19 protein-coding genes and 1 pseudogene are annotated in these 21,413 nt (G+C 74.7%); 3 read left to right on the forward strand and 17 right to left on the reverse strand.

Annotation, left to right across the window (positions count from 1 at the left end):
- Positions 1–7: 7 nt before the first annotated feature.
- Positions 8–1,033 (forward strand): annotated as a pseudogene (locus tag ACW69E_RS07370) (glycoside hydrolase family 53 protein); the annotation flags it as partial.
- 150 nt (positions 1,034–1,183) lie between these two features.
- On the opposite strand, the gene thpD reads toward ACW69E_RS07370, so the two are convergent.
- The 5 genes from thpD to ACW69E_RS07395 all read right to left on the reverse strand — a co-directional run bounded on the left by thpD (position 1,184) and on the right by ACW69E_RS07395 (position 5,623).
- Positions 1,184–2,083 carry an ectoine hydroxylase gene (gene thpD, locus ACW69E_RS07375; RefSeq protein WP_237877844.1) on the reverse strand — a complete coding sequence of 300 codons (900 nt, stop codon included), beginning with the start codon at positions 2,081–2,083 and terminating at the stop codon, positions 1,184–1,186.
- A gap of 137 nt (positions 2,084–2,220) precedes the next feature.
- Entirely contained in the window at positions 2,221–2,625 is a 405-nt protein-coding gene (locus ACW69E_RS07380) for an ectoine synthase (protein ID WP_093655460.1), read from the reverse strand.
- Between the two features lie 133 nt (positions 2,626–2,758).
- Positions 2,759–4,027 (reverse strand): diaminobutyrate--2-oxoglutarate transaminase, encoded by a 1,269-nt coding sequence (gene ectB, locus ACW69E_RS07385; RefSeq protein WP_457497368.1) that lies wholly within the window; start codon positions 4,025–4,027, stop codon positions 2,759–2,761.
- A gap of 84 nt (positions 4,028–4,111) precedes the next feature.
- Entirely contained in the window at positions 4,112–4,648 is a 537-nt protein-coding gene (gene ectA / locus ACW69E_RS07390) for a diaminobutyrate acetyltransferase (RefSeq protein WP_206346562.1), read from the reverse strand.
- 372 nt (positions 4,649–5,020) lie between these two features.
- Positions 5,021–5,623 (reverse strand): SigE family RNA polymerase sigma factor, encoded by a 603-nt coding sequence (locus ACW69E_RS07395; RefSeq protein WP_457497369.1) that lies wholly within the window; start codon positions 5,621–5,623, stop codon positions 5,021–5,023.
- Between the two features lie 95 nt (positions 5,624–5,718).
- Here ACW69E_RS07395 and ACW69E_RS07400 point away from each other — a divergent pair, with 95 nt between their 5' ends.
- Both ACW69E_RS07400 and ACW69E_RS07405 read left to right on the forward strand, forming a co-directional pair.
- A complete protein-coding gene (locus tag ACW69E_RS07400; protein ID WP_457497370.1) occupies positions 5,719–6,816 on the forward strand; it encodes an amidohydrolase family protein in 1,098 nt (365 codons plus the stop codon).
- Between the two features lie 246 nt (positions 6,817–7,062).
- The gene (locus ACW69E_RS07405) at positions 7,063–8,184 is read left to right on the forward strand and encodes an SCO1860 family LAETG-anchored protein (RefSeq protein WP_457497371.1); all 1,122 of its coding nucleotides are present in this window, start codon (positions 7,063–7,065) and stop codon (positions 8,182–8,184) included.
- A gap of 90 nt (positions 8,185–8,274) precedes the next feature.
- Here the strand turns inward: ACW69E_RS07405 and cobC are convergent, their stop codons facing one another.
- From cobC to ACW69E_RS07465, 12 genes are all read right to left on the reverse strand, one after another.
- Complete coding sequence (gene cobC / locus ACW69E_RS07410; RefSeq protein WP_457497372.1) at positions 8,275–9,390, reverse strand: Rv2231c family pyridoxal phosphate-dependent protein CobC; 1,116 nt, start codon at positions 9,388–9,390, stop codon at positions 8,275–8,277.
- The gene (locus ACW69E_RS07415) at positions 9,374–10,330 is read right to left on the reverse strand and encodes a sirohydrochlorin chelatase (protein WP_457497373.1); all 957 of its coding nucleotides are present in this window, start codon (positions 10,328–10,330) and stop codon (positions 9,374–9,376) included. The genes cobC and ACW69E_RS07415 overlap by 17 nt, the downstream gene beginning before the upstream one ends.
- A complete protein-coding gene (locus tag ACW69E_RS07420) occupies positions 10,327–10,977 on the reverse strand; it encodes a precorrin-8X methylmutase (protein ID WP_457497374.1) in 651 nt (216 codons plus the stop codon). Before ACW69E_RS07420 ends, ACW69E_RS07415 begins: the two co-directional genes overlap by 4 nt.
- Entirely contained in the window at positions 10,974–11,213 is a 240-nt protein-coding gene (locus ACW69E_RS07425; RefSeq protein WP_457497375.1) for a DUF362 domain-containing protein, read from the reverse strand. The genes ACW69E_RS07420 and ACW69E_RS07425 overlap by 4 nt, the downstream gene beginning before the upstream one ends.
- On the reverse strand, positions 11,210–13,003 hold the full coding sequence (gene cobJ, locus ACW69E_RS07430; protein WP_457497432.1) for a precorrin-3B C(17)-methyltransferase: 1,794 nt from the start codon (positions 13,001–13,003) through the stop codon (positions 11,210–11,212). The genes ACW69E_RS07425 and cobJ overlap by 4 nt, the downstream gene beginning before the upstream one ends.
- Before the next feature lie 32 nt (positions 13,004–13,035).
- Entirely contained in the window at positions 13,036–14,301 is a 1,266-nt protein-coding gene (gene cbiE, locus ACW69E_RS07435; RefSeq protein WP_457497376.1) for a precorrin-6y C5,15-methyltransferase (decarboxylating) subunit CbiE, read from the reverse strand.
- The gene (locus ACW69E_RS07440) at positions 14,298–15,473 is read right to left on the reverse strand and encodes a cobalt-precorrin-5B (C(1))-methyltransferase (RefSeq protein WP_457497377.1); all 1,176 of its coding nucleotides are present in this window, start codon (positions 15,471–15,473) and stop codon (positions 14,298–14,300) included. Before ACW69E_RS07440 ends, cbiE begins: the two co-directional genes overlap by 4 nt.
- Entirely contained in the window at positions 15,466–16,344 is an 879-nt protein-coding gene (gene cobM / locus ACW69E_RS07445) for a precorrin-4 C(11)-methyltransferase (RefSeq protein ID WP_457497378.1), read from the reverse strand. Before cobM ends, ACW69E_RS07440 begins: the two co-directional genes overlap by 8 nt.
- 104 nt (positions 16,345–16,448) lie before the next feature.
- The gene (gene cobI, locus ACW69E_RS07450) at positions 16,449–17,219 is read right to left on the reverse strand and encodes a precorrin-2 C(20)-methyltransferase (protein WP_457497433.1); all 771 of its coding nucleotides are present in this window, start codon (positions 17,217–17,219) and stop codon (positions 16,449–16,451) included.
- 17 nt (positions 17,220–17,236) lie between these two features.
- Positions 17,237–18,646 (reverse strand): cobyrinate a,c-diamide synthase, encoded by a 1,410-nt coding sequence (locus ACW69E_RS07455; protein WP_457497434.1) that lies wholly within the window; start codon positions 18,644–18,646, stop codon positions 17,237–17,239.
- Between the two features lie 4 nt (positions 18,647–18,650).
- The gene (cobO, locus tag ACW69E_RS07460; RefSeq protein ID WP_457497379.1) at positions 18,651–19,247 is read right to left on the reverse strand and encodes a cob(I)yrinic acid a,c-diamide adenosyltransferase; all 597 of its coding nucleotides are present in this window, start codon (positions 19,245–19,247) and stop codon (positions 18,651–18,653) included.
- Positions 19,247–21,340 carry a putative cobaltochelatase gene (locus tag ACW69E_RS07465; protein WP_457497435.1) on the reverse strand — a complete coding sequence of 698 codons (2,094 nt, stop codon included), beginning with the start codon at positions 21,338–21,340 and terminating at the stop codon, positions 19,247–19,249. The genes cobO and ACW69E_RS07465 overlap by 1 nt, the downstream gene beginning before the upstream one ends.
- Between the last annotated feature and the right edge of the window lie 73 nt (positions 21,341–21,413).

A 21,413-nucleotide genomic window follows, 5' to 3' on the forward strand; every position in this document is an offset into this window, starting at 1 on the left:
GCCGAGGCTGCGCATCCGCGGCGCCGACATCTCCTCCCTCGCCAAGAGCGAGGACCTCGGCGGCGTCTACCGCCACGCCGACGGCCGGAGGGACGACGCGGTACGGATCCTGGCGGGAGCCGGGGTCAACTGGGGCCGCCTGAAGGTCTGGGTGGATCCGGCCGACGGCTACCACACCGGGCCCCACATCCTGCGGACGGCCCGGCGTCTGCACGCGGCGGGCATGAGGCTCCTGGTCGACTTCCACTACTCCGACACCTGGGCCGACCCCGGCAAGCAGTTCAAGCCCGCCGCCTGGGAGGACCTCCACGGGGCCGCGCTGGAGCAGGCGGTGCGCGCCCACACCGCCGACATACTGGGCGCGCTGCGGGCACAGGGCACACCGGCGGCCATGGTCCAGATCGGCAACGAGATCAACGGCGGCATGCTGTGGCCCGATGGCTCGGCCGAGGACTGGCCCCGCCTGGCGGGCCTGCTCACCGCCGGGGCCGAGGCCGCCCGCGCCGCCTCACCCGGCGTCCGGGTCGCCCTCCACCTCGCCGAGGGCGGCCGGGGCGCCGACACCCGGTGGTGGTTCGACAACGCGGTGGCGCACGGTGTGCCCTTCGACGCCGTCGGCCTGTCCTTCTACGGGTACTGGCACGGCACGTTCGCCGATCTCCGGGCCAACCTGAACGACGTCTCGGCCCGCTACCGCAAGGGCGTCTTCGTCGCGGAGACCGCCTATCCCTTCCGGCTGGACAGCCAGGACTTCCTGGAGAACATCATCGACCGGCCCTCGGAGCTGGTCCCCGGCTATCCGGCGACACCTGAGGGGCAGGCCGCCTGGCTGCGCGACATCACGGCGGTCGTGGCCGCCGTACCGGGCGGGCGGGGCCTGGGGCTGTTCTGGTGGGAGCCGACCTGGACCGCCGTGCCCGGCAACGGCTGGGATCCGGCCGACCCTGCCTCCGGCAACGGCTGGGAGAACCAGGCGCTCTTCGGCTACGGCGAGCGTGCCCTCCCGGCGCTGGAGGTCCTGGGCCGGGGCTGATCCCCGGCGACCGCGCGGAGGGGGCGGGACCGCACGGTCCCGCCCCCTCCGCGCGCGTACCGTTCCCGCCGGGCCGTGCGGAACGGCCCGGCGGGGAGGCGGTGCGCCGTGCGCTCCTCACCTCACGGAGCGGCTACCCCGCGTGAGCGGTCACCGCACGGGGGTGAAGTCCCGCGCGCCGAGGAACTCCGGGCGCGGGATGGGCGCCGCGAACGGCTCCACCGCGGTGTTCTCCACGCTGTTGAAGACGATGAAGACGTTGCTGCGCGGGTACGGGGTGATGTTGTCCCCGGAACCGTGCATGCAGTTGCAGTCGAACCAGGTCGCCGAACCGGGCTTGCCCGTGAACAGGCGGATGCCGTGGTCACCGGCGAGCCGGGTCAGCGCCTCGTCGGACGGCGTGCCCGCGTCCTGCATCTGCAGGGACTTCTTGTAGTTGTCCTTCGGCGTGGCACCCGCGCAGCCGAGGAACGTCCGGTGCGAACCGGGCATGATCATCAGAGCGCCGTTGGTCTCGTAGTTCTCGGTCAGGGCGATCGAGACGGAGACCGTCCGCATGTTCGGCAGACCGTCCTCGGCGTGCCAGGTCTCGAAGTCGGAGTGCCAGTAGAACCCCGAGGCCCCGAAGCCCGGCTTGACGTTGATCCGGCTCTGGTGGACGTACACGTCCGAGCCCAGGATCTGACGGGCGCGGCCCACCACCCGCGGGTCCCTCACCAGGCCGGCGAAGACCTCGCTGATCTTGTGAACCTCGAAGACGGAGCGGATCTCCTGGGACTTCGGCTCCACGATCGAACGCTCGTCCGCGCGGATCAGCGGGTCCGAGACCAGCCGGTTCAGCTCCCGGTTGTAGATCTCCACCTCATCGGGGGTGATGAGCTGGTCGATCGCCAGGAAGCCGTCCCGGTCGTAGGACTCCAGGTCCGCGGTCTCGATCGGCCCCGGGGTGCCGGGGGCGGACCACACCGTGGGGTCCTGCCGCGGGGTGATCACCTCGGAGGCGCCCCGGGTCGGGTAGAGGTCTGCGGTGCGTTCGGGTGCGGTGGTCATGGTTCTGCCTTCCTCTCCTCATCGTGCGGCCCTGTACCCGCGTGTGGCCGCTTCGCTGCGGGTTCTCTCGCCAGGGCCTCCCGTGTGGTCCCGGCTGCCGTCCGCACCGGCCGGTCTGGCTCGGCCGGTGCGGTACGTCAGCTCTCGTCCGGTTCGGTGAGCAGGGGGTAGACGCCGTTCTCGTCGTGGTCCTCACGGCCGGTGACCGGCGGGTTGAAGACGCAGACGCAACGGAAATCCGTCTTGGGACGAAGTGTGTGCTTCTCGTGCCCGTCCAGCAAGTACATGGTGCCGGGGGTGATCCAGTGCTTCTCGCCGGTCTCGTCGTTGGTGAGCTCGGCCTCGCCCTCGACGCAGAGGACGGCCTCCACGTGGTTGGCGTACCACATCGAGGTCTCCGTGCCCGCATAGAGCACGGTCTCGTGCAGCGAGAAGCCCACACGCTCCTTCGCGAGCACGATCCTCTTGCTCTCCCAGGTGCCGGAGGCGGACCTGACGTGGCGGTCGGTGTCCTCGATTTCCTGTAGCGATCGGACGATCACGGTGAAGTGGTGCCTTTCCGGTCAGAGGCCCATCCGCGGGAAAACCCGCGGGATGGGCCATTCGGGTGGTGCGTGCGGCGACCGGACGCCCCCGGCGCCGGACGGGCGCCGGGGACGGGCGGTGCCGCGGGTGTCAGGCGGTCTCGCGGACCGCGCGGGCCAGGATGCGCAGGCCCTCGTCCAGCTCCTCGGTGGAGATCGTCAGCGCGGGAAGCAGCTTGACGACCTCGCTCTCGGGGCCGGAGGTCTCGATGAGCAGTCCGAGCTCGAAGGCGCGGGAGGCCACGGAGCCGGCACGGGCCTTGTCGTGGAACTCCATGCCCCACACCAGGCCGCGGCCTCGGACGTCGGCCACCTCCTCGGGGTGCTCGGCGGCGATGGCGCGCAGGGCCGCTTCGACCTGCTCGCCGCGGGCGAGCGTCTGCTTCTCCATCTGCCCGTCCGCCCAGTAGGTATTCAGGGTGGCGGCGGCGGTGACGAAGGCGGGGTTGTTGCCGCGGAAGGTGCCGTTGTGCTCGCCGGGCTCCCACACGTCCAGCTCGGGCCGGAACAGGGTCAGCGCCATCGGCATCCCGTAGCCGCTGATGGACTTGGAGACGGTGATGATGTCGGGGGTGATGCCGGCCTCCTCGAAGGAGAAGAAGGCGCCGGTGCGGCCGCAGCCCATCTGGATGTCGTCGACGATCAGCAGCATGTCCTGCCGCTTGCACAGGTCGGCCAGGGCGCGCAGCCACTCGGCCCGGGCGACGTTGATGCCGCCCTCGCCCTGGACCGTCTCGACGATCACGGCGGCCGGGCGGTTCAGGCCGGAGCCGGAGTCCTCCAGCAGTCGCTCGAACCACAGGAAGTCCTCGACCTTGCCGTCGAGGTAGCGGTCGAAGGGCATCGGGGTGCCGTGGACCAGGGGGACGCCGGCGCCGGCGCGCTTGAAGGCGTTGCCGGTCACGGCCAGGGAGCCCAGCGACATGCCGTGGAAGGCGTTGGTGAAGGAGACGATCGACTCCCGGCCCTTGACCTTGCGGGCCAGTTTCAGGGCCGCCTCGACGGCGTTGGTGCCGGTCGGGCCGGGGAACATCACCTTGTGGTCCAGGCCGCGCGGCCGCAGGACCACCTCCTGGAAGGTCTCCAGGAAGGCGCGCTTGGCCGTGGTGGACATGTCCAGGCCGTGGGTGACGCCGTCGCGCTCCAGGTAGTCCAGCAGAGCGCGTTTGAGCACCGGGTTGTTGTGGCCGTAGTTCAGTGATCCGGCGCCGGCGAAGAAGTCGAGGAACGCGTGGCCGTCCTCGTCGTACATGTAGCTGCCACGCGCCCGGTCGAAGACGGTGGGCCAGCCGCGGCAGTAGCTACGCACCTCCGATTCGAGGGTCTGGAAGATGCTCAGGTCGGGCTGGGTCATGGTCACAGCGATCTCCTGGGAGATGGATTGCGGGAGGAGAGTGAGAGGTCTTCCGGGTGCCGGGGCGCGGTGCGGCGCGCCGCCCGGCGGTCAGCCGCCGGCGGCGGCCGGTGGAGGTGCGGCGGAGGCCAGGGTGGGGACGGGCCCGATCCGGTACAGCACCTCGGGCTCGTGCCCCTCCTCCGGGAACAGCGCGCCCTCGAAGAGGACCTCGCGCCGCACCGGCGCGCCGTGGCGCTCGGCGTAGGAGGTGAACAGTCGGTTGGAGGCGGTGTTGTCAGGGGTGATCGTCGTCTCGATCCCGTCGATGCCCAGCTCCTCGGCGGCACGGGTGGTCAGCCCGTCGAGCATCGCCGCGGCGAGGCCGCGTCCGCGCTGCCCGTGGTCGACGGCGACCTGCCAGACGACCAGGGTCCGCGGGTGCTGCGGCCGGACGTAGCCGGTTATGAAACCGACCGGCTCACCGGCGCCGTCGCGCGCCACCACCGAGGTGGCGGCGAAGTCGCGGCACCACAGCAGGTAGCTGTAGGAGGAGTTGAGGTCGAGGACCCGGGAGTCGCGCGCGATCCGCCAGATCGCTGCGCCGTCCTCCACACGGGGCGCGTCGAGCTTCAGTCCCTCCGGCATTTCGACGGTCTTTCTGTGGGCACCTGCATGGTCTGCTTGTGCGGCGGTCATGCAAATCCAATTTACCCAGAGCGAACTCAAATCACATCGAGGTAAGGGGTTACGCAGGTGCGTGTTCTGTGTTATCGCGCGTGGGTGCGCACGCGCACGAAGGGCGGTGCGTTATGCCTGGTATGACCCGTATTTTCCGGGCAAAGGGGAAGCGGTGTTGAGTCCGTCACAGATCCATAACGAGCACGGAACGTGTCCGAAATACGAGGTTCGCCGATATCAAATCTTAGCGTTTAAGCCTCGCGCGAGCGGGCATAAGAAGTCCGGGATTCTATTCTGATGAGATGCCCGTAAATTCATCTTTGATTCATGGAAGATACCTCAGTGAAACCGGATCGTGAGGTTCTTCGGGGAACTCGGCGGAAGTCCTCCCTCCGCCGGCACCGGTCCGGCGCGCAGCGCTCGTACGGTCCCGTGCGCCCGGACGGGACCCGTCCGGGCCGGCGCCAGCATCCGCTCCAGCTCGGCGATGGCACGCGAGGTCTGGCTCTTGACGGTGCCGACCGAGATGCCCAGTGTGCGGGCGGTCTCCTTCTCCGACAGGTCGAAGGCGTGCCGCAGCACCACGCACGCCCGCTTGCGCAGCGGCAGCCGGGCGAGCGCGTCGCGCACGTCCAGCACCGCCGGCACGTCCGGATCGTCGATGCGGTCGGGCCGGTGCGACCAGAACAGGGCGATCCGGCGGCGCTCGCGCAGCAGGCTGCGCTGCCGGGTACGCGCCATGCCGGCGACCACGCTGCGCGCGTACGCCAGCGGATGCCCGCCGGCGCGCACGCTGTCCCATCGGCGCCACACCGCGACGAGTGCGTCGGCGGCGAGGTCGTCGGCTCCCTCGGAGCCTCCCAGCAGCAGATAGGCGAAGCGGGACAGGTCGGCGTAGTGCCGGTCGAAGAAGGCTTGGAAGTCTTCGGTGGGGGCGTCCACGCGGCCTCCTCAGGGCTCGACGGATCCTGTGAAGTGGTGTGCCACGACCCCCTGCGGCTGCGTGAGCGTAACAGGGGACTCGTACAGTGCGGCATATGAGCGAGCGCGGGAATTTCCACATCCGGGGACGGGTCCTGACCGGGCCCGGCCCCGAGGACATCCGGGACGAGATGTGGGTCGTGGACGGCCGGATCACCTACGAGCGGCCCACCGGGCCCCTGGAGACGGCCACGGTCGAGGGCTGGGTGCTGCCCGGGCTGGTGGACGCGCACTGCCACGTCGGACTCGACGCCCACGGCGCCGTCGACGACGCCACCAGCGAGAAGCAGGCGCTCACCGACCGCGACGCCGGGACGCTGCTCATCCGGGACGCGGGCTCGGCGGCCGACACCCGGTGGATCGACGACCGCGAGGACCTGCCGCGCATCATCCGGGCCGGCCGCCACATCGCCCGCACCCGCCGCTACATCCGCAACTACGCCCACGAGATCGAGCCCGGGGACCTGGCGGCCTATGTGCGGCGCGAGGCGCGGCGCGGCGACGGCTGGGTCAAGCTCGTCGGCGACTGGATAGACCGGGAGCGGGGCGATCTGGCCGCCTGCTGGCCGCGCGGCGCGGTGGAGGCCGCCATCGCCGCCGCCCACGAGGAGGGCGCGCGGGTCACCGCCCACTGCTTCGCCGAGGAGTCGCTTCGCGATCTGGTGGAGGCCGGGATCGACTGCGTCGAGCACGCCACCGGGCTGACGGAGGAGACCATCCCGCTCTTCGCCGAGCGGGGCGTCGCCATCGTCCCCACCCTGGTCAACATCGCCACCTTCCCCCGGCTCGCCGAGGGCGGCGAGAAGAGGTTCCCGCGCTGGGCCGACCACATGCGGCGGCTCCACGAGCGCCGCTACGACACCGTGCGCTCGGCGTACGACGCGGGCATCCCGGTCTTCGTCGGCACGGACGCGGGCGGCTCGCTGCCCCACGGGCTGGTCGCCGACGAGGTCGCGGAGCTGGTGGCGGCCGGCATCCCGCCGGTGGAGGCCCTGTCGGCGACCACCTGGGCGGCCCGCGCCTGGCTGGGGCGCCCGGGGCTGGAGGAGGGCGCCGAGGCCGATCTGGTGGTGTACGAGGCGGACCCGCGGGCCGACGTACGGGTGCTGGCCGCGCCGCGGGCGGTGCTGCTCAGGGGGCGCCGGGTGCGGTGAGGCGAGCCGGGGGCTGCGGCGGGAGGGCTGGAAGGGACTGTGTGACCGCCTCATGGAGGCGCGGTGCGATACCCATGATGCGCTAATCGAAAACTGCGACCGATGTGACTCTTTCGAGTGAACTAACGCTGTGTGTTCGCTCTTTCGCACTACGTGGGTCAACAATGGCGTGGTCTCAGTCACCGGTGTGAGCGATGTCCCCCATTGGCCGCCGGTGACGTCATGCAATCCGTGGGGGTTTCACCTGTGAACAAGTCTGTCTACGGCCTGCTCGCCGCCGCCGCTCTGGTGGGGGTCACCGCCGCGCCCGCGAACGCCGCCGGCGACGAGGGCTCGGCGAGCGCGGCCGTACTCCGGGCGAGCCTGGAGCTCTCTCTGCTCAAGGGAGGCGCCGCCGTACCGCTGAAGACCGAGCTCAACGCGGTCCGGGCGCCCCGGAGCGCCGAGGAGACCCTGCTGGAGGCCCGCGTGGACGGCGTGCACGGCGGCAAGCCGTTCACCATGCTGGACGCGAAGGCCGCCACCTCGAGGGCGACAGTGGGGGAGGAGAGGGCCGAGGGGTACTCCAACCTGGCCGAGGCCAAGGTGTACCTGCCCGGGATGGCGAAGAGGATCCCTGGTACGAAGCCGCTCGTCTACGTCGAGAAGGTCACCTCCGAGGCCGTGTGCGAGGCCGGTGCCGAGCCGACCGCGCGGTCCCTGTTCGTCGGCAGGGTCGAGGTGCTCGGCGAGAAGGTCGCGGTGAAGGCCGGCGGCACCACCTCGGTCCGGGTGGACGGCGTGGGCACGGTCGAGCTGAAGCTGGCCGAGACCGTGACCACCGCCCGTACGGCCGCCGCCACCGCACTGAGGCTGGACGTCGCGGTGAACCCGGCGAACCTGGGCGTGGCCGAGGTCAAGGGCCGGGTGACCCTGGTGGAGGCGTCCTGCGAGACGCCCGGCGGCGGGGGCGGCGACAACGGCGGCTCCACCGGCGGAAACGGCGGTTCCACCGAGGGAGGGTCCACCGGTTCCACCGAGGGGGGCTCCACCGGTGGCGGTTCCGCCGACGGGGGCTCCACCGGCGGCACCGGCGGCAGCGGTGGTTCCACCGGGGGCTCGACCGAGGGCTCCACCGGTGGTGACAGCGGCTCGGCCGGCTCGGCCGGCTCGGCCGGTTCCGACGGTTCCACCGACGGCAAGGGGAACGACCCGCAGCCGCAGACCGGTTCGGAGTCGTCCGGCGAGAAGCCCACCGGCAACCTCGCCGAGACCGGCAGCAGTTCGGCCACGCCGTACGTGGCTGGCGGAGCCCTGGCGCTCGTGGCCGCGGGCGGCGGGCTGCTGATGCTGCGCCGCCGCCGTGCCTCCGGCGCGGCCGACGCCTGACCCGAACGCCGCCGGTCCGGCCCCGGGGCCGGACCGGCGGCGGTGAGCGGCGGTGGGACCCCGAGTGGGGGCTCGCCGCCGTTTCGCGTGTCAGCGCACCCCGAGGGCGGCCAGCGTCCGCACCAGGCGGTCGGTCGTCGCCCGGTCGCGTACGGCCAGCCGCAGCCACCGGGCGTCCAGGCCGGGGAAGGTATCCCCGCGGCGTACCGCGATGCTCTCCGCGCGCAGCCGCTCCCGCAGCCCGGCCGCATCCGCGTGCCGCACCAGGACGAAGGGCGCCCGCGGGTCCGCCGTCGCCTGTGCCAGCTCGCCGAACTCCGCCAGCCTGCCGAGCAGATGGGCCCGGTCGGCGGCGGTCCGCCGGGCCGCCCGCTCCGCCTCGGCCAGGGCCGCGGGCTCGCAGCACGCCTCGGCCGCGGCGAGCGCGGGGGAGGAGACCGGCCACAGCGGCTGGTGCCGCGCCAGTGCGGCGACGGTCTCCGGGTCGGAGAGCACATAGCCGATGCGCAGCCCCGCCAGCCCCCAGGTCTTGGTGAGGCTGCGCAGCACCACGGTGCGGCCGGGGAGCTCGGTCACCAGCCCGGCCAGGGACTCGCGTTCACCCGGCACCGCGTCGATGAACGCCTCGTCCACCACCAGGGTCCGGCGCGGCCGCGCCAGCGCCGCCAGGGCGGAGGCCGGATGCAGCACGGAGGTGGGATTGGTGGGGTTGCCGACGACCACCGTGGCGGCCGAGGCCGGAACGCGGGCGGGATCGAGGCGGAAGCCGTCCCCTTCGCCCAGGACGACGCGTTCCACCCGGTGGCCCGCGTCCAGCAGGGCGGCCTCCGGCTCGGTGAACTGCGGATGCACCACGACCGGGCCGCCCCCGCGCCAGGCGTCCGAGCCGGGCGGGGGCAGGAACCGGGCGAGCAGGACGAACGCCTCCGCCGCGCCCGCCGTCAGCAGCACACACTCCGGTGGCAGCCCGTGCCGGGCCGCCACCGCCCGCCGGGCCGCCCGCCCGTCGGGGTAGGCGGCCAGCGTGCCGAGCGAGGCGGCCACCCGCTCCCTCAGCCATGCGGGGGGTGTGCCGGCGCGGACGTTGACCGCGAGATCCACCAGATCCGCACCGGCGCCGCGCACCTCCGCGTCGCCGTGGTGGCGCAGGTCGTGCGCGGCCTGCGGGGCCCGGAGGGGATCCAGGGGTTCAGTGGGCGTGTGCATGGCCACCATTGTGGTGATGGTGGTGGCCGTGCCCGTGGCCGTGTCCGTCGTCGTCCGGGTGGTGGTGGGGCCGCTGGGGCATGCCCACCTTCTCCTCGAAGCCGGGCAGCGCGACGCGGTAGACGCACGAGTCGCAGTTCATCCGCAGATCGCCCTGAACGGCCTCCGTGTAGCGCTCCCAGACCAGCTCCGCCAACTCGTCGGTGGGGCCGATGACATCGGCCGAGAGCACCTCGGTCTCCGGATGCGCCGCGGCCCAGCCCTCCGTCTGCTCCCGCACCCGGTCCGGCAGGATGCCGGTGAACAGGAAGTACGGCAGCACCACGATCCGGCGGGCGCCCAGCATCCGGCAGCGGTCCAGGCCGGCGGGGACGTCGGGGGCGGCCAGCGAGACGAACGCCGTCTCCACGCCCGCGTAGCCGCGCCCCTCCCACAGCAGCCGGGCCGCCTTGTGCACCTCGGCGTTGGCGTCCGGGTCGGTGGAACCGCGGCCCACCAGCAGCACCGTGGTGCCGGCGCGGTCGGCGCGGTCGGCGCGGCTGTTCGGGGCGGCCCCCTCGCGCGCCCCGCGCAGCGCCTCGTCCACCCGGCGCTCCAGCACGTTCAGCAGCGCCGGGTGGGGGCCGAGGGGGCGGCCGTAGGCGTAGGTGGTGCCCGGGTGGCGCTGCTCCTCGCGGGCCAGGGCGGCCGGGATGTCGCCCTTGGCGTGCCCGGCCGACACCAGCATCAGCGGGACGGCGGCGAATCTCCGCACGCCCTCCCCGGCCAGCCCGGCGACGGCTTCGGCGAGCGGCGGCGGGGACAGTTCGATGAAGCCTCCCGCGACGGGGAGGCCGGGCCGCCGCTCGCCGAGGTCGCGCACGAAGGAGCGGAACGCCTCGGCGCCGGCGTCGTCACGGGTGCCGTGGCCGACGAGGAGCAGGGCGGGCGGGCTGGTCACTGGGTCTTCTCCTTGGATGTGGCGGGGGCGGTACGGGGGTCGGCGGCGCCGGCGTGCTGTGCGGCGCCGGCCGGGGTGTACAGAAGGGCGTTGAGGGCGGCCGCGGCCACCGCGCTGCCGCCCTTCTCCGAGACGTTGCTGACGGCCGGCAGGCCGCTGGCGCGCAGCGCCGCCTTGCTCTCGGCCGCGCCGACGAAGCCGACGGGCAGGCCGATGACCAGGGCCGGGTCCGCGTCCAGGGCGAGCAGTTCGAACAGGGCGGTGGGCGCACAGCCGACCACCCACACCGCGCCCGCCCCCACCTGCTCGTAGGCCAGCCGCACAGCGTGCGCGGAGCGGGTCAGGCCGCCCGTCGCGCGGGCGTCGGCGAGCCGGCACACCGTCTCGCGGCGGGTGATCCCGGCGGCGACCATCTCGACGTCCGCCACGACCGGCGCACCGGCGTGCAGCGCGGTGTGGGCGGCGCGCAGCGCGCTCTCGTCGGTGACCAGGTCCCCGGCGTACGCCGGGTCGGCACTGGAGTGGATCACCCGTTCCACCACGGCCCGGGTCAGCGGCGGGAGGTGGGAGGTGTCCAGCCGCGAGCGCAGGATGCGGTACGACTCCTCCTCGATGGGGTGGACGGTGCGGGGCGTGGAAGGCGTCACGACGGCTCCTGGGGGTCGCGTACGGGGGTCTCCTCGACGGCGTCGACCGGGCACACCTCGACGCACTCAAGGCAGCCGGTGCACAGCTCGGCCCGCACCAGCAGCCTGCCGCCCAGCGGACGTATCGCGTGGACGGGGCAGGTCAGCAGGCAGGCGCCGCAGCCCGCGCAGCGGGAGGTGACGGAGACGGGGGCGGTCGCGGCCGCGGGCGGGACCGGGGTCGCGGGCGCGGTCACCGGGACTCCTGCCAGCGGTAGCCGCGCGGGGTGACCATACGGCCGGCCACGGTGCGGGTGGCGGTGTTGCCGACGGTCACCACCGTCATCATGTCGACCGAGGCCGGATCGAGTTCGCCGAGGGTGGTCACGGTGGTGCGCTCGCCGGGGCGCGAGGCGTTGCGCACGACCCCGGCCGGGGTGTGCGGGGCGCGGTGCCCGGCCAGCAGGGCGAGCGCCTTGGGAAGCTGCCAGTCGCGGCCCCGGCTGCGGGGGTTGTAGAACGTCACCACCAGATCGGACTCGGCCGCCGCCCGGACCCGGCGCTCGATCACCTCCCAGGGCGTGTGCAGGTCCGACAGGCTGATCGAGACGTGGTCGTGGCCCAGCGGCGCGCCCAGCAGCGCGGCGGCGGCGAGCGCCGCGGTGACGCCGGGGACGCCGACCACGTCGATGTCGGCGGACGCCTCGGCCAGGGCGGGCGAGGCCATCGCGTACACCCCCGCGTCGCCGCTGCCGATCAGTGCCACCGCGCGGCCCGCGCGGGCCTCGGCCACGGCGGTGCGGGCCCGCTCCTCCTCCGCGCCGAGACCGGACTCCAGCACACGGGTGCCCGGGCGCAGCAGGTCGCGGATCTGGTCCACGTACTGGTCGAGGCCGACGACCACCGAGGCGCGGCGCAGCTCGTCGCGGGCGCGCGGGGTGAGCAGGTCGCGGGCGCCGGGCCCGAGCCCGACGACGGCCAGTCGCCCGCGGGGGCGCCGCCGCGCCACGGCGCAGGTCGCCATCGCCGCGCGCCCCTCGGGGGCGGACTTCCGCTTGGGCACGACCAGTTCGGCGTCCTCGCCGCAGGCGAGCAGCGCGGCGGCCTCCGCCACGCTCGGGGTGCCCACGGCGGTCAGCGGCGCGTCGGAGGGGTGGGGCACGGGCACGGCGGCCAGCTCGCCGGCGGGGTACGTCCGCAGCGGTACGCCCAGACGCCGGGCCGTCTCCACGATGCCCTCCTCACCGGCCTTGGCCTCGACGGTGGCCAGCTCGGTGACGGACAGCGGCGACAGGCCGGCGTCGGCGAGGGCCTGCCCGACCAGGGCGGCGACCTCCTCGGCGGGTGCTCCCCGGCTGGCGCCGACGCCGACGGCGAGGGTCGGCGGGCGCAGGACGGCCGTGCGGTCGCCGGGCGCCACGGCCCGGTCGGTGACCAGCAGGGTGTACCCGCCGTCCGCGCCTTCCCCGCTGTTCCCGCCGTCCCTTCCGTCGCTCTCCGTGTCGTTGTCGGTGGTCTCGGTTACGTTGGGTGGCAGTGCGGGGAGGGGGAGGACGTGATGACGCACCAGACGGACGGGCTCGCCGTCGAGGACCGCCCGCGACACCGCCGCGACGGAGCCCTCGACGGGCAGACCGAGGGTGTCCAGACCGGGGACGCCCGTGGCGTCGGTGGCGGTGGTGACGACGGGACGGCAGCCGGGCAGGACCTCGGCCACCGCGTGCGCCAGGTCGTTCGCGCCGCCCGCGTGGCCGCCCAGCAGTGCCACGGCGTACTGCTGCGCCTCGTCCACGCACACCACGCCCGGGTCGTCCGCCTTGTCCGCCAGCAGCGGGGCGATCAGGCGTACGGTCGCGCCGGTGGCGAGGAAGCAGACGAGGCGGTCGCACTCGGCGAAGGCGCGGGTGACGGCCTCGCGGACGGTGCCGGCGCCGTCGGCGCCGCCTTCGCCGCCGGTGCCGTAGACGCGGACGGCCCCCGGCCAGGCGGCCGCCAGGCGGTCGCGGGCGCGCCGCCCCGCGGCGGTGGCGGAGACGAGGCCGATCAGACCGGCCGGGGCGTTCGGGGCGTTCGGGGCGTTCACGAGGATGCTCCTTCGGTGCCGGGGCGGGTGCCCCACAGGACGAAGACGGGATTGCCGGCGGCGAGCCGCACCACATCGCCGGGCAGGGGAGCCAGCCGGGAGGACTGCAGCAGCACGCCGTCGGCGGCCAGACCGGCGGCGCCGAGCGCGGCCCGCACCGCCGGTACGCGGTCCAGCGCGGCGAGCGTGACGACGACCGTACGGCGGGCGCGGAGCGCGCAGGCGGCCACGATCGCCTCCAGCTCCCGCCCCCCGCCGCCGACGAACACGGCGTCGGGCTCGGGCAGTTCGGCGAGGACGCCGGGGGCCGTGCCGTGCACGGTCTGGAGGTCCACACCGTGGGCCGCGGCGTTGGCGCGGCAGCGTTCGGCGCCGTCTGCGGTGCGCTCCACGGCGACGGCCGCCGCGCCCAGGCGGGCGCACTCCACGGCGACGGAGCCTGAGCCCGCCCCGACGTCCCAGACCAGGTCGCCCGGGCGCGGCCCGAGCCGGGCCAGCGCCAGGGCCCGCACCTCGTACTTGGTGATCATCGAGTCGCGGTGTGCGAAGGCGTCCTCCGGCAGCGCCCAGCCGGCGGGCGGGCGCCGCGGCCCGGCGAGCGCCAGGGGCGCGGGGGCCAGAGCGCGGGAGGTGTCCAGGCACAGCACCACGCTGACCTCGCCGGGCCAGGTGCGGGTGGCGGCCTCGGCGGGGGAGAGGCGCTCGACGCGCTCACCCGCCGTGCCCAGCGCGCTCGCCACCACCAGCGTGCGCGGCAGCCCGGTGGCGGCCAGGGCGGCGCCCAGCTCGGCGGGTCCCGCGCCGGGGCCGGTGAGCACGGCGGTCTTGGGGTGTGCGCGGCAGACGTTGACGGCGGTGCGCGGGTCGCGTCCGTGCGCGCTGACCACGGCGGCGTCGTCCCACGGCAGTCCGGCGCGGGCGAAGGCCACCGCGACGGACGGCGCGGTGGGCCGTACGTCCAGGGCGTGCGCGCCGAAGCGTTCGGCCAGCGAGCGGACGATCCCGAAGAACCCCGGATCGCCGGAGGCGAGCACCACCACCGGCCCGCCGTCCTCGGACAGATGGCGTTCGACGGCGTCCAGCGCGGGGGCGAGCGGCCCCAGGACCACGCGCCGTACCCCGGGGGGAGGGCCGGCCGCCTCCAGATGGCGGCGCGCTCCCACGGCCAGGCGGACTCCCCGCCAGGACGGCGGGCCGGCCCCGAAGGCCCCGGCCTCCGCCCCCGTGCCCGTGCCCGTGCCCGTGCCCACGACCGTGATCACGGCAGCAGCCCCCCGTCGTCGGAGCACAGGGCGACCACCGTGCGGCCGGTGAAGTCCACCATGGCCGCCTCCGCGGTGATCCGGTGGTCGGTGAAGCGCTCCAGTACCTCCACCACCCGGCGGCACAACTCAGGCGCGGCCGACTGCAGCAGCCCCGCCGCGTCCCACAGCTCGTACGCGTGGCGGGCGGTGTTCGCCGCCGCGACCTCGGCCGCCGACGCTTCCGCGCCGCCCACCGCGCGGGTGATGTCGGCCAGGACGGACGTGTCCACCTTCGACCGCGTGTAGTGCGTCATCAGCACCCCGGAGGCCAGCTTGGTCAGCTTCCCCACCATGCCGACGAACACCACCCGGCCCACACCGTGCTCCACCGCCCGCCGCAGCGCGGCGCCCGTGAAGTCGCCGACCTCGATGAAGGCCACCGGGGGCAGATCGGGCAGCAGTTCCATGGCGCCCTTCTCGGTGCGCCCGCCGGTGCACAGCACCACGGCCGGGACGCCCTGCGCGGCGGCCACCGACACGGCCTGCTCCACGCTCGCCCGCCACGAGGCCGTCGAGAACGGCCGGACGATCCCGGTCGTCCCCAGGATGGAGATGCCGCCGAGGATGCCGAGCCGGGCGTTGGTGGTCCTGCGGGCGCGCTTCTCCCCGTCGGGCACGCTGATGGTGACGTCCACGCCGCGCTCCGAGGTGTCGACGACCTCGCCCACCGCCTGGCTGATCATGACGCGGGGCACCGGGTTGATCGCCGGGCCGCCCACCTCCAGGCCGAGCCCCGGCCGGGTGACGACGCCGACGCCGACGCCGCCGTGCAGCTCGATGCCCGGCTCGCCGCGCCAGCTCACCGTGGCGGTCAGATGCGAACCGTGGGTGACGTCCGGGTCGTCGCCCGCGTCCTTGACCACCACCGCCTCGGTGCGGCCCGGCCGCAGCTCGGCCGAGCGCTCCACGGCGAAGGTCACCCGCCGCCCCGAGGGCAGCGCGACCTCCACCCACGGCTGGGGCTCGCCCGTGACCAGGTGCAGCGCGGCGGCGCGGGCCGCCGCCGAGGCGCAGGTGCCGGTCGTCCAGCCGGTGCGCAGTGCCTTCGGCCGCTGCTTGGCGGTGCGCGGCAGGTCCGGCTCCCGCAGCTTCGGTCCCGGGGCGGGCCCGTGCTCCGGTTCCTCAGACACGGCCCGCCGCCTCCCGGCCGGCCGGCCCGGCGTCCTGCTCACCGGCCTGTCCGCGAACCTCCCGGCCACCCTGGGCCTCCCGGCTCTCCCGGGCCGCGCGCAGCGCCCGGCGGGCCTCCGGCCGCGCACGGCGGTGCCCGTGGAAGTGCCCGGGGTGGTACAGGTGCGAGCGGGTGCCGGAGGCGGACAGCGCCGGGCCGACGAGGAACAGGGTGTGCTTCCACAGCCGGTGCTCCTTGACGGTCTCCTCCAGGGTCCCCACCGTGCAGCGCAGCACCAGCTCCTCCGGCCAGGTCGCCTGGTGGGCGATCACCACCGGGGTGTCGGTCGGATAACCGCCCTCCAGCAGCTCCACCGCCAGCTGCCCGGAGCGCGCCGCCGACAGGAAGACCGCCATGGTCGTGCCGTGCCGGGCGAACTCCCGCACCTCCTCGCCCGGCGGCATCGGCGTCTTGCCGCCGCCGAGCCGGGTGAGGATCACCGACTGGGCGACCTCCGGGATCGTCAGCTCCCGCCCCGCGATGGCCGCCACCGCCGAGAACGACGACACTCCGGGGACGATCTCCACCTCGACGCCCAGCTCCGCGCAGCGGTCCACCTGCTCCTGGGTGCCGCCCCACAGAGCCGGATCGCCGGAGTGGACGCGCGCCACCTTGAGTCCCTCGCGGGCCGCGCGCCCGTAGACGGCGATCACGTCCTCCAGGGACATCGAGGCCGAGTCCAGGACCTCCGCGTCCTCGCGGGCGTGTTCGAGGACCTCCTCGCGCACCAGGCTGGCCGCCCACACCACGATGTCGGCCTCGGCGATGGCGCGGGCGGCGCGGAAGGTGAGCAGATCGGCGGCGCCGGGTCCGGCGCCCACGATGGTCACCTTCCCCGGGTCTCCGGCGGTCCGTTCGGCTCCGGCTGCCCCTGCGGTCCCGGCGGTGGTTGTGGCTTCGGTTCCGCCGGTGGTCGTGGCTGCGTTTACGGCGGTCACAGCTTGCCTCCTCGGTTCTCCCTGCGGGCGGGGGCGATGAGCGTGGACAGATAGGGGAGTTCGGTGCCCCCGGCGGCCGGGCCGGTCCCCAGGGCGGCCTCCAGATCGGCCGCCGGCCGGATCGACTCCTGCGGCAGCCCCAGCGCCGAGCCCCACACCGCGCCCTCGGTACGGCCCGTGGCGCGCAGCGCGGCGGCGACCTCGCGCGCCCGCCGCCCGAACTTGTAGGCCACCACCGTCCCCGGCCCCTCCAGAGCCTGCCGGAGCACCGCCGTCCCGGCCGTCACCGGCACCAGCGTCAGCGGCTCCGTCCCCTCGGTGAGCACCGCCCCGCCGCGCGCGGCCAGATCCTGCATCGCGGTGATGCCCGGCACGGTCTCCACGACCGCCTCCGGCACCAGGGCGCCGACGGTCTGGGCGAGATAGGTGAAGGTGGAGTAGACGTTCGGGTCGCCGATGGTCGCGAACGCCACCGAGCCGTGGGCGCGCAGCAGCCCGGCGACGCGCTCGCCCGCCGCGTCCCACGCCGCCTCCCGGCGGGTGCGGTCCTCACGCTCGTTGAGCGCGAAGACCACCCGCACGATCCGCTCGCGCGACACGTAGTGCAGGACGGTGGCCTCGGCGCGCCCCGTACCGCTGCCCTCCATCACGGGCACCACCACCACGTCCGCCGAGCGCAGCGCCTTGACGCCCCTGACCGTCACCAGGTCCGGGTCGCCGGGGCCCACCCCGACGCCGACGAGCCGTGGCCCGCCGGTCTCCCGCACCTCACCGCCGCTACCGTTCACGCCGCACACCCTTCGACACAGCTTCCGACGAGACGCCGGGCCACGGACGGCTCGGCGGCCCAGTGCACATGCAGATACGAGGCATGTACGCCGTCCTTCACGAAACCCTCGACCCGGCGCCCGGGCCGGGAGCCGTGCGAGGTCAGCCCCCATGCCGGCGCGGCCTCGGCCTCCGGCCTCCCGGCGCCCGGCCCACCCGCTCCGGGTTCCACCGCCGTGCGGTGGAACTCGTGGCCGCGCATCCGCGTCCCCGCGGCGGCCAGGACGCTGTCGCCGACCGCCACCGCCTCGCGGTAGCCGAGGGTGAGCCGGTCGGTCATCCGGGCGGTGGCGTCGAGCACCCCGCACATCGGCACACCGTCCAACTCCCTGCTCAGGTAAAGCAGTCCGGCGCACTCGGCGGCGACCGGCGCCCCCGACGCGGCCAGTTCCGCCACCGCCCGGCGCAGCGGCTCGTTCGCCGACAGCTCCGGCGCGTACACCTCCGGGAACCCGCCGCCCAGGACCAGCCCGGCCGTGCCCGGCGGCAGCGCGGTGTCCCGCAGCGGGTCGAAGACGGCCACGTCCGCGCCCGCCGCCCGCAGCAGCTCGGTGTGCTCGGCGTAGGAGAAGGTGAACGCGGCTCCACCCGCGACGGCCACCACCGGGCGCCCGTGCGGCCGGCTCGCGGGAACGGGCGGTGCCCACGGCTCCTGAGGCAGCGGCGGCGCGGAGTGCGCCAGGGCGAGCAGCGCCCTCAGATCGCAGCCGGACCGCACCCGCTCCGCCAGCTCCGCCACCGCCCCGGTCGCCTCCGCCCGCCGCTCGGCGACCGGCACCAGTCCCAGATGGCGCGAGGGGGTGTGCACCAGCGGCGCCCGGCGCAGCACGCCCAGCACCGGCACCCCACAGGCGTCCAGCGCCTCGCGCAGCAGCTCCTCGTGGCGGTCGGAGGCCACCTTGTTGAGGATCACCCCCGCGACGCGGACCTCCGGGTCCCAGGACGCGAAGCCGTGCACCAGCGCCGCCACCGAACGCGACTGCGAGGAGGCGTCCACCACCAGCACCACCGGCGCCCGCAGCAGCTTGGCCACCTGCGCGGTCGAGGAGAGCTCACCGAGGCCCGCGGCCCCGTCGTACAGCCCCATCACGCCCTCGACCACGGCCACGTCCGCACCGGCCGCCCCGTGCAGGAACAGCGGCGCGACCAGATCCGGGCCGCACAGGTACGCGTCGAGGTTGCGACCGGGGCGGCCGGTGGCCAGCGCGTGGTAGCCCGGGTCGATGTAGTCCGGGCCCACCTTGTGCGGGGAGACCTCCAGCCCGGCCGCCGCGAAGGCGGCCATCAGACCGGTGGCGACGGTGGTCTTGCCGCTGCCGGAGGAGGGCGCGGCCACGACCAGCCGGGGAAGCGCGGTACTCACGATCCGATCACCACTCGATGCCCCGCTGGCCCTTCTGGCCGGCGTCCATCGGGTGCTTGACCTTGGTCATCTCCGTCACCAGGTCGGCGGCGGCGATCAGTTCCTCCGGGGCGTTCCGCCCGGTGATCACCACATGCTGGACGCCGGGACGGGTCCGCAGCACCTCGACCACCTCGCCGGTGTCCACCCAGCCCCAGTGCATCGGGTAGGCGAACTCGTCCAGTACGTACAGCCGGTAGGTCTCGGCCGCCAGATCGCGCTTGACCTGCTCCCAGCCCTCGCGCGCCGCCTCCTCGGAGGACTCGATGCCGCGCTGCACCCACGACCAGCCCTCGCCCATCTTGTGCCAGGCCACGGTGCCGCCCTCGCCGCTCGCGCCCAGCACGCGCAGCGCCCGCTCCTCGCCGACCCGCCACTTGGCGGACTTCACGAACTGGAACACCCCGATCGGCCAGCCCTGGTTCCAGGCGCGCAGCGCCAGTCCGAAGGCGGCCGTCGACTTGCCCTTGCCGGTGCCGGTGTGGACCGCCAGCAGCGGGCGGTTGCGGCGCTGGCGTGTGGTGAGGCCGTCGTCGGGGACGACACTCGGCTGTCCTTTCGGCACTACGCGGCCCTCCTGTCGGTGTTCTCGCGGGTGATCCTGTGAGTGCGGCCGGGGGCCTGCAGGGAGCGGACGAGCCCGGTGACGGTGTCGGCGCGCAGCTCCTCCAGCGTCACGGCGGGGCCGCCCAGTTCGGCGGCGAGCGCGCCGGCCAGCCCGAGCCGCACCGGCCCGGACTCGCAGTCGACCACCACCGAGGCGGTGCCGTCGGCGGCCAGCAGCCGCGCGGCCTGCCGGGCGCGTACCACCGGCTGCGGGCCGCCCGTCGCCCGCCCGTCGGTGACGGCGACCAGCAGCGGGCGCCGCGAGGGGTCGCGCAGCCGCTCGGTCCGCAGTACGTCGCGGGCCTTCAGCAGGCCGGCGGCCAGCGGGGTGCGGCCGCCGGTCGGCAGCGACTCCAGACGCGCCGCGGCGGCCTCCACCGACGAGGTCGGGGGCAGGGCCACCTCGGCGCCCGAGCCGCGGAAGGAGACCAGGCCGACCTTGTCGCGGCGCTGGTAGGCGTCCAGCAGCAGCGACAGCACCGCGCCCTTGACCGCGCCCATCCGCCGCCGCGCGGCCATCGAGCCGGAGGCGTCCACGACGAACAGCACGAGGTTGGACTCCCGGCCCTCGCGCACCGCCTCGCGCAGATCCTCCCGGCGCACCAGCAGCCCCGGTCCGGAGCGGCCCCGCGTCCGCTGGTGCGGGGCGGCCGCCCGTACGGTCGCGGCCAGGTGCAGCCGGGACAGCGCACCCTGCGGCCGGCGGGCGCCGGTGGTGCGCCCCTGCGCGGTCCGGGCGCGTGAGCGCCGCCCCGCCGCGCCCTCGCCCACACCCGGTACGTGCAGGGCGCGGGCGCGGAACGGTTCACCGGCGCGGGCGGGGGCCTGCTCGCCGCCGCCCGGTCCGCCGCTTCGTTCACCGCCCTGTTCACCGCCCTGCTCCGGTCCGGCGTCCTCCCCGCCGCGCGACTGCCCGGGAAGGGATGGCTCGGGCGAGCCGGACCGCTCCGGCGAGCCGTCCTGCGGCGGCTGCCCGCCGCCGTCCCCGCCCCCGGGGCCGCCGCCCGGCCCGTCCGGGTCCGGCTCGTCCGGGTCCGGCTCGTCGTCCGGGCCGTCGTCCGAACCGCCGTCCCCCGCACCGCCGCTCTGCCGCAGCGTCTCGTCGAGCTTGTCCTCGTCCAGGCCCGGTGCGTCGAAGGGGTTGCGGCGCCTGCGGTGCGGCAGGGCCAGCAGCGCCGCCCGCCGTACGTCCTCGGCCGACACGTCGGTGCGCCCCGCCCAGGCCGCCAGCGCGGTGGCGGTACGCGCCATCACGATGTCGGCCCGCATCCCGTCCACCTCGAAGGCCGCGCAGGTGGCGGCGATCTGCCGCAGTGCGGCATCGCCCAGCCTCACCCCGGGCAGCAGTGCCCGCGCGGCCGCGATCCGCTCCCGCAGCCCGCTCTCCTCAGCGGCCCAGCGGGCGGCGAAGGCCGCCGGATCCTCCTCGTAGGCCAGGCGCCGCCGCACGACCTCCATCCGCTCGCCGGTCTCCCGGGAGGCGGCCACCTCCACGGTCAGCCCGAAGCGGTCCAGCAGCTGCGGGCGCAGCTCGCCCTCCTCGGGGTTCATCGTCCCCACCAGCAGGAAGCGGGAGGAGTGCCGCACCGAGACGCCCTCGCGCTCGATGTGGACCACGCCCATCGCGGCGGCGTCCAGGAGCGAGTCGATGAGGAAGTCCTGCAGCAGGTTGACCTCGTCCACGTAGAGGACGCCCCGGTGGGCCTGCGCCAGCAGCCCCGGCTCGAAGGCCTTCACTCCCTCGGACAGGGCCCGCTCGATGTCCAGCGATCCGACGAGCCGGTCCTCGGAGGCGCCCACCGGCAGCTCCACCATCCGGGCCGGCCGGCTCTCGCCCGGGCCCGGCCCGTGCGGCCCGTCCGGGCAGGCCGGGTCGGGGCGGCGCGGATCGCAGGAGAAGCGGCAGCCGGGCACGGTCTCGACCGGCGGCATCAGCGCCGCCAGGGCCCGTACCGCGGTGGACTTGGCCGTGCCCTTCTCACCGCGCACCAGGACGCCGCCGACGGCCGGCGAGACCGCGTTCAGCAGCAGCGCCAGCCGCAGGTCGTCCATGCCGACGATGGCGGTGAACGGGTAGGCGGTCGTGTTCGCGTCGGCCGTGGCCGTGGTCGTGTTCGCGGTGGTG

The organism is Streptomyces sp. SS8 (genome assembly GCF_054072955.1).

Excerpts from the sequence above, each read along its gene's own strand:
- ectA (WP_206346562.1), bottom strand. The coding sequence starts at position 4,648 with ATGCCGGAGGGACTGAAGCTCGACGCGCCCCGTGTGGAGGACGGCGCA.
- thpD (WP_237877844.1), bottom strand. The coding sequence starts at position 2,083 with ATGACCACCGCACCCGAACGCACCGCAGACCTCTACCCGACCCGGGGC.
- ACW69E_RS07400 (WP_457497370.1), top strand. The coding sequence starts at position 5,719 with ATGAGCGAGCGCGGGAATTTCCACATCCGGGGACGGGTCCTGACCGGG.
- cobC (WP_457497372.1), bottom strand. The coding sequence starts at position 9,390 with ATGCACACGCCCACTGAACCCCTGGATCCCCTCCGGGCCCCGCAGGCC.
- ACW69E_RS07465 (WP_457497435.1), bottom strand. The coding sequence starts at position 21,340 with ATGGACGACCTGCGGCTGGCGCTGCTGCTGAACGCGGTCTCGCCGGCC.